Source organism: Streptomyces cahuitamycinicus (assembly GCF_002891435.1).
In the GTDB taxonomy this organism is placed as follows: domain Bacteria; phylum Actinomycetota; class Actinomycetes; order Streptomycetales; family Streptomycetaceae; genus Streptomyces; species Streptomyces cahuitamycinicus.
On record NZ_POUC01000460.1, the window covers coordinates 1 to 5,993 of the forward strand.

Here is a 5,993-nt window from a genome sequence, read left to right on the forward strand (position 1 = left end):
GGGTGGGGGAGGGGCTCTTCCCGTCCGGGGTTTCGGTTTTCGGCGTAGCGGACGGGGCCGGAGCGGCAGTGCCGGGCCGGTCGCCGGCGGACGCACGCCGCCCGTCCGGCAGCGCGGCGAGGCTCCCGAGGGCCGCGAACACCGCGCAGACGGCGGCCAGTCCGACCGCGACGCGTCTGCGGCGGTACCAGGGTCGGCGGGGACGCGGGTCCACTTCCGCAGGGGTACCGACGGGGCCGTACACCGCAGCGGAGTCCCGGTCCGGGTTCGTGTCCGGGGCCGGGGCCGTGTCCGGGTTCGGGTCCGTGTCTGTATCCCTGCCCGTGCCGGTCTCCGTCGTGCCGGCCTGCGCCATGCCGGCCGCTGTCGTGCCGGTCTCCGTCGTGCCTGTCTCCGTCGTGCCGGCCTCCGCCGCGCCGGCCCCCGCCATGCCTGTCTCCGTGGTGCCCGCAGCGCTCGCCGGCCGGGGACGCTGGCGCGCCGCCACCGCGAGGAGCCAGCGGCGGTGCAGCTCCAGACGTTCCTCCGACGACGCCCCGCACAGGGCGGCGAAGCGCTCCACGGGCGCGAAGTCGAGCGGGACCGCCTCGCCCGCGCAGTAGCGGTGCAGGGTCGAGGTGTTCATGGCCAGGCGCCGGGCCAGTGAACCGTAACTGCGGTCGGTGCGCTCCTTCAGCGTCCTCAGCAGCGCCGCGAACTCCCCGACGTCGTCGACGTCGTCCTGTAACGACACCGTTCCCCCTGTTCTCTCAGCCCGGCGCGGCCCGGAACGGCATCCCAGGCACCCCATGTACCTGCACGTCAGACGGGCTGGGATGGTTCCACCGTGCCGGATCGGATGCCGGCTGTTGCATTCGGGAGGTGGGACCGCTGATGCTCTTGGTGTCGCACCGGCCAGGCCCGGGCCGACCAGCCGGCCTCGGCGCGGCAACCACATCCACGCACTCGTCCACGGGGGAACACCCATGTCCATGCGCATCCGAACAAGCGCTCTCACCGCCCTGACCGTCGCCGCCCTCGCGGCCGGCACGGTCCTCACGGCACCGGCCGCCGGTGCCGCGCCGAAGGCCGCCGCGCCGAAGTTCCTGTCGGCGTCCCAGCTGCCGCCGCACCCGACCTCGGCCTGGACGGCCGGCCCGGTCACCGAAGGGTTCCCGGAGGGACTCGGCTTCTGCGTGAGTACGGAGGGCGTGCTCGACTACGAATACCGGCACCGGGAGTTCCGGACCGACCTGGACACCGGGGCCGTGCAGTTGACCGTCGTGGCGAGCACACCCGCCCTGGCGAAGGCCCTGGCGAAGCACTACGACGATCTGATCCGAACCTGCGCCGACCGCATCGAGGACTCCTCCCCGGACATCGAGGCCGAGGGCAGGGACTACGGTTCGCTGCCCGTCGAGGAGGGCGCCCGCGTCCGCGGTCTGCACACCGAGACGTCCTGGGGCGCCACGGACATCTCGCTGCTGTCCGTCGGACGGGACGGCAGGACCGTCACGGTCGTGTCGTGGGGTCAGATGGGCGACTTCGACGACGCGCCCGTAGCAGCCTTCAAGAAGACGACGACCACCGCCGTCAACAAGCTGTACTGACCGCCCGTCCGCTGGAAGACCGGGGCCGTCCTCCCGCCACGGGGGTGGGGAGGACGGCCCCGTACCGGTCCCGGTGCCCGTCCAGACCGTCGTACTTCGGCCAACTTCACCGCAGCGCCGCGCACCTCGGTCCGCCGCCCCGGCCCCTCACCGCGTACGCAGGGATCGGCAGCCGGCCGTCGGCCCATCGTCCGATCTCCGGCGGTCAGGATCCGACAGGGAACCCGGACCGGCTACCCTCTTGTCCCCCTCTCCTCCACCGCAGTGCCGCTCGGCGGCCCGCCGCCCGGGCCGCCCGCCCCGTTCCGGTGGCCGAACACCCGGTCGTTGACGATTCGACATGACTGCCGCGTTCCCGATGGGGCATGGATCCCCGTGAACGTGTTCGAGCAGGAGGGGAACCGACATCGGCGCGCGGGCGGGGGTCATGGAGAGGCAGGCACGACTAGGCGGTCCCATAACGATCGGGGGCTTCTCGACGAAGACGGTGGAGGACGGGACCGACGACGTCACGGAGCGGCAACCGGCACCGCAGTTGCGGCGCAGACTCGGGCGGGCGGACCTGCGGGCCGTCCCGGAAGCCCGCAGCGCCCTACGGGAACTGCTCGGGCAGTGGGGGAAGCAGGGGCAGTCGGACGTGGCGGAACTGCTCACCAGCGAACTCGTCACCAACGCGATCGTCCACACCGACCACGACGCGGTCCTCACGGCCACCGTCGGCCCCCGCGGACTGCGGGTGGAGGTGCGGGACTTCGTGGCCCGCAGACCCCGGCTGCGCCTACCGGTCGCCGACGACGGTACGAACGGCAGGGGTCTGTTCCTGGTGCAGTCCCTCGCGGACGCATGGGGAGTCCGGCCGCACGGAGTGGGCAAGGCCGTCTGGTTCGAGCTGGAGGCCGGGGCGGCGTGAACGCCGAAGGGGCGCGGCCCGCAGGCCACGCCCCTTTCGCCGCTGTGCTGCGATCCGGTCAGCCGAACTGCTGCTCCAGGTCCTTGAGCTTGCGCTCCAGGGAGTCCAGACGCGGCAGAGCCATGGTGTCGTCCTCCGCGGTGAGGTCGACGGTCACCGGGTCAGCTCCTTTGCGGGCCGCCTGAAGGGAGGGACGCGAGCGCACGGGCAGGGGCTCCGGCGCGGATATGGCAGGCTCCGCGGTGACCTGCGAGGAGCCGCGCTCCACCTGCACCTCCAGCGGGCGTCCGCCGCCACGGCCGAAGTGGCCGCGGTGGCCGCGGCTGATCGCCTTCAGCTGGGCCCGCTCCACGCGCTGCTGGTCGCGCCGCCGCTGCCGGGTCTCTTCCTTCTTGCGCTTGTCGTCGCGCACCTCGTCGACGGCCTCGTCCAGGCTGCGCACACCCTCCAGGAGCATCAACGACCAGGCGCGGTAGGTCTCCCTCGGGGCGCGCAGCCAGCGCACCATGCGGATCTGCGGCAGCGGGCGGGGCACCAGTCCCTGCTCCCGCAGGGCGGCCCGGCGGGTCTGCTTCAGCGCGCGGTCGAAGAGCACCGCCGCCGACAGGGACATCCCCGCGAAGAAGTGGGGGGCACCCGCGTGCCCGACGCCCCGGGGCGCGTGCACCCAGTTGAACCAGGCCGCGGCGAAGGCGAACGTCCAGACCAGTATCCGGGAGCCGAGCGCGGCGTCCCCGTGGCTGGCCTCGCGCACCGCGAGGACGGAGCAGAACATCGCCGCGCCGTCCAGGCCGAACGGGACGAGGTACTGCCAGCCGCCGGACAGTCCGAGGTTCTGCTCGCCGAAGCCGACCAGGCCGTGGAAGGAGAGCAGGGCGGCGACGGCCGCACAGCAGAACAGGAGAAGGTAGGAGAGGGTGCCGTAGACGGCTTCCTTGCGTCTGCGGCGTTCCTCGCTGCGCTCCCAGGAGTCGTCCGCGCTCGTGTCCTTGACCGAGGAGCGCTTGCCGCGCGCGAGCACCGCCACCGCCGCCAGCATGCCCAGGAGAAGCACGGCGCCCGGAAGCAGCCAGTTCAGCGATATGTCGGTCAGTCTCATCTGGGTGGTCCCTTGCATTGGGATAGGGCGTAACGCCCGCCATATTGGCCCAATCCCATCGGCCCTCAGGGGGTTTCGGGGCAAGAGGCCGCCAAGGAAGTGCAAGGGATTGTTCAGGGCGGCGTTCTGCTCGAACTGCCGCTTGAAAGGCGGGAGTTGAGTTCGAACACGACTACCCGTACGGGTGGTTCCCCGGAAAGTTCCCGTGGCCGTGAGGAAGTTGTGACTCGCCTATGGGCGTGTGAGTGTCCGGTACCGCGATGATCTTACGGGGCGACGGGAGCGACCGACCCCGCCCGGACGTCAACCGGCCGTGGCCAGCAGCTTGGTGACCCGGTCCGCGTCGCAGGTGCGCGGGCAGGTGGCGCAGGTGTCCTCCGGGCGCAGCGTGTAGAACATGCAGCAGCTCGCGCGGTCCCGGGTGAGCAGCGGCTCGCCGCCGGGGCCGGTCAGCTCCCGGAACGCAGCCGTGCCGACGTAGGGCTTGGTCGCGCCCGGCAGGAGCAGTTCCAGCTCGCGCATCGCGCGCCGCTCCTCGATCTCGCCGAGCGACTGGGCGATGTACCAGATTCCTTCGACGATCTCGTCCGTCGCCATGCCCCACAGGGCGCGTCCGCGGCGCCGCATCCGGGGGCCGAAACCGGCCAGGACCGGTTCCAGGTGCTCGGCGACCGCCGACCGCACCTCGGCACGCAGCGCTTCCTCATCGGGGACGACCCGGGCGCCGGGCAACCCGGCCGCCTCGTCGCCGGGCAGGCAGGCGAAGCCGGCGGGGCGGACGGCCAGGTGCCCGACGGCATGGCCCGGGGCGGTGCGGTCGTACGAGACGTGGGTCACGGGGTAGCGGGGGACCCGGCGATGCAGGAACCACGGCACGGTGATCAGCAGGCAGGCGGGCCAGGCGTAGCGGTGCAGGCCGAAAGTGGCGACGACGTCGGGGCGGGCCCGCCGGCCGTAGTCCCGCTGGATCTGCTCCACGTCCCACGCCAGGAAGCGGTCGAGGGCGGGTCCCGCGGCCGCGAGGTCGGCGACCGCGGTCCAGCCGCCGCCGTGCGGGGTCTCGCACCCGGGGTCCAGTTCGGTGACGGCCAGCCCCGGAAGGATCTCGGCCAGGCGTGTGTAGGCGCCGGAGACGGCCGAAAGGGGCGCAGGCATGTGATCACCGATCCGTCGGGCTGAAACGGGGCTCTTGAAGGTAAGCCTAACCTTACTCGTGATCTCCGAAAACATGACCAGGATTTGAACTGGGCTCTGGGGCGCCTATGGTGCTTGACGGACGAGTAACAACCCGCCGTAATGACCCCAAGTACCGATACGTCCGGAGGAGGACCCGTGAGGCAGGGAGCGCAGGGCTCCGCGGACACGGGGACTCCGTGGGCAGCGGCGGCAGCAGCGGCAGCGGCGAAACCCGCCGGGCCCGCGCGAGTGCCGCAGCAGGCCGGGGCGGCGCGGGGGGAACACACGCACAGCGAGCCGCCCGCGCCGCCCGCGCCGGTCGTACCGCGGGCCCGGCCGGTGGTCCAGCGGGCCTCGGTGCGCGGGCAGATCCTGGCCGCGCTGCGGGCCGCGCTGGTGGCGGGGGACCTGCGGCCGGGAGAGGTCTACTCGGCGCCGGTGCTGGGCGATCGGTTCGGGGTCTCGGCGACGCCGGTGCGGGAGGCCATGCAGCAACTGGCCCTCGAAGGCGCCGTCGAGGTCGTGCCGAACCGCGGGTTCCGGGTGGTCGAACGGGGGGTGCGGGAGCTGGCGGAACTGGCCGAGGTCCGGGCGCTGATCGAGGTCCCGGTGATGCTGCGGCTGGCCCGTACCGTTCCCGCCGAACGCTGGGCCGAGATGCGGCCCCTCGCCGAGGCGACGGTCCGTGCGGCGTCCACCGGCTGCCGCGCGACCTACGCGGACTCCGACCGGCGGTTCCACCGGGCCGTGCTGTCCCTCTCGGGCAACGAGCAGCTGGTCCAGATCGCGGAGGACCTGCACCGCAGGGCGCAGTGGCCGCTGGCCGGCGGTGGACCGGGGACCCGGGGGCGGGCCGACCTGGTCGCGGACGCGCACGAGCACACGGCGTTGCTGGACGCGCTGGTCTCACGGGACCTGGACGTGGTGCGGGCGCTGGTGGGCGAGCACTTCGCGGGGGCGACGGCTGCGGGCTAGCGGCGGTCCTTCGCCTTCTCGCCGGGAGCGGGTCGGGGCCGCGCCGTGGGTGTCCGTCCTCGGAACGGCGCGATGAACCTCCCTACCGACTGACTGACGTTGACGCGCCAATCGCTGCGGGCGAGCCCCCCCCGACACGTCCCTTCTCGCCGTACGCGGGTGCGAGAGCGCCGTGGCTCGCCCAGCTGCGGGCATGCGTGCCGGCCCCGCCCCCCAGCTGCGGGCATGCGTGCCGCCAGGGCTG

At 72.8% G+C, this 5,993-nt stretch carries 6 protein-coding genes; 3 read left to right on the forward strand and 3 right to left on the reverse strand.

Going from position 1 to position 5,993, the window contains the following annotated elements:
- Positions 1-733: helix-turn-helix domain-containing protein (locus C1J00_RS47340; RefSeq protein WP_245936643.1), on the reverse strand; the 733-nt coding region annotated here is incomplete at its 3' end.
- 232 nt (positions 734-965) lie between these two features.
- Here C1J00_RS47340 and C1J00_RS36650 point away from each other — a divergent pair.
- Positions 966-1,589 (forward strand): hypothetical protein, encoded by a 624-nt coding sequence (locus tag C1J00_RS36650; RefSeq protein ID WP_102913246.1) that lies wholly within the window; start codon positions 966-968, stop codon positions 1,587-1,589.
- 487 nt (positions 1,590-2,076) lie between these two features.
- Positions 2,077-2,499, forward strand: a complete 423-nt coding sequence (locus C1J00_RS36655) for an ATP-binding protein (RefSeq protein WP_102913247.1) — start codon at positions 2,077-2,079, stop codon at positions 2,497-2,499.
- Between the two features lie 58 nt (positions 2,500-2,557).
- Here C1J00_RS36655 and C1J00_RS36660 read toward each other — a convergent pair whose 3' ends face one another.
- On the reverse strand, positions 2,558-3,598 hold the full coding sequence (locus tag C1J00_RS36660; RefSeq protein WP_102913248.1) for a DUF2637 domain-containing protein: 1,041 nt from the start codon (positions 3,596-3,598) through the stop codon (positions 2,558-2,560).
- A gap of 303 nt (positions 3,599-3,901) precedes the next feature.
- Complete coding sequence (locus tag C1J00_RS36665) at positions 3,902-4,753, reverse strand: (2Fe-2S)-binding protein (RefSeq protein WP_102913249.1); 852 nt, start codon at positions 4,751-4,753, stop codon at positions 3,902-3,904.
- Between the two features lie 177 nt (positions 4,754-4,930).
- Here C1J00_RS36665 and C1J00_RS36670 point away from each other — a divergent pair, with 177 nt between their 5' ends.
- On the forward strand, positions 4,931-5,749 hold the full coding sequence (locus tag C1J00_RS36670) for a GntR family transcriptional regulator (RefSeq protein ID WP_180989833.1): 819 nt from the start codon (positions 4,931-4,933) through the stop codon (positions 5,747-5,749).
- Positions 5,750-5,993: the final 244 nt, after the last annotated feature.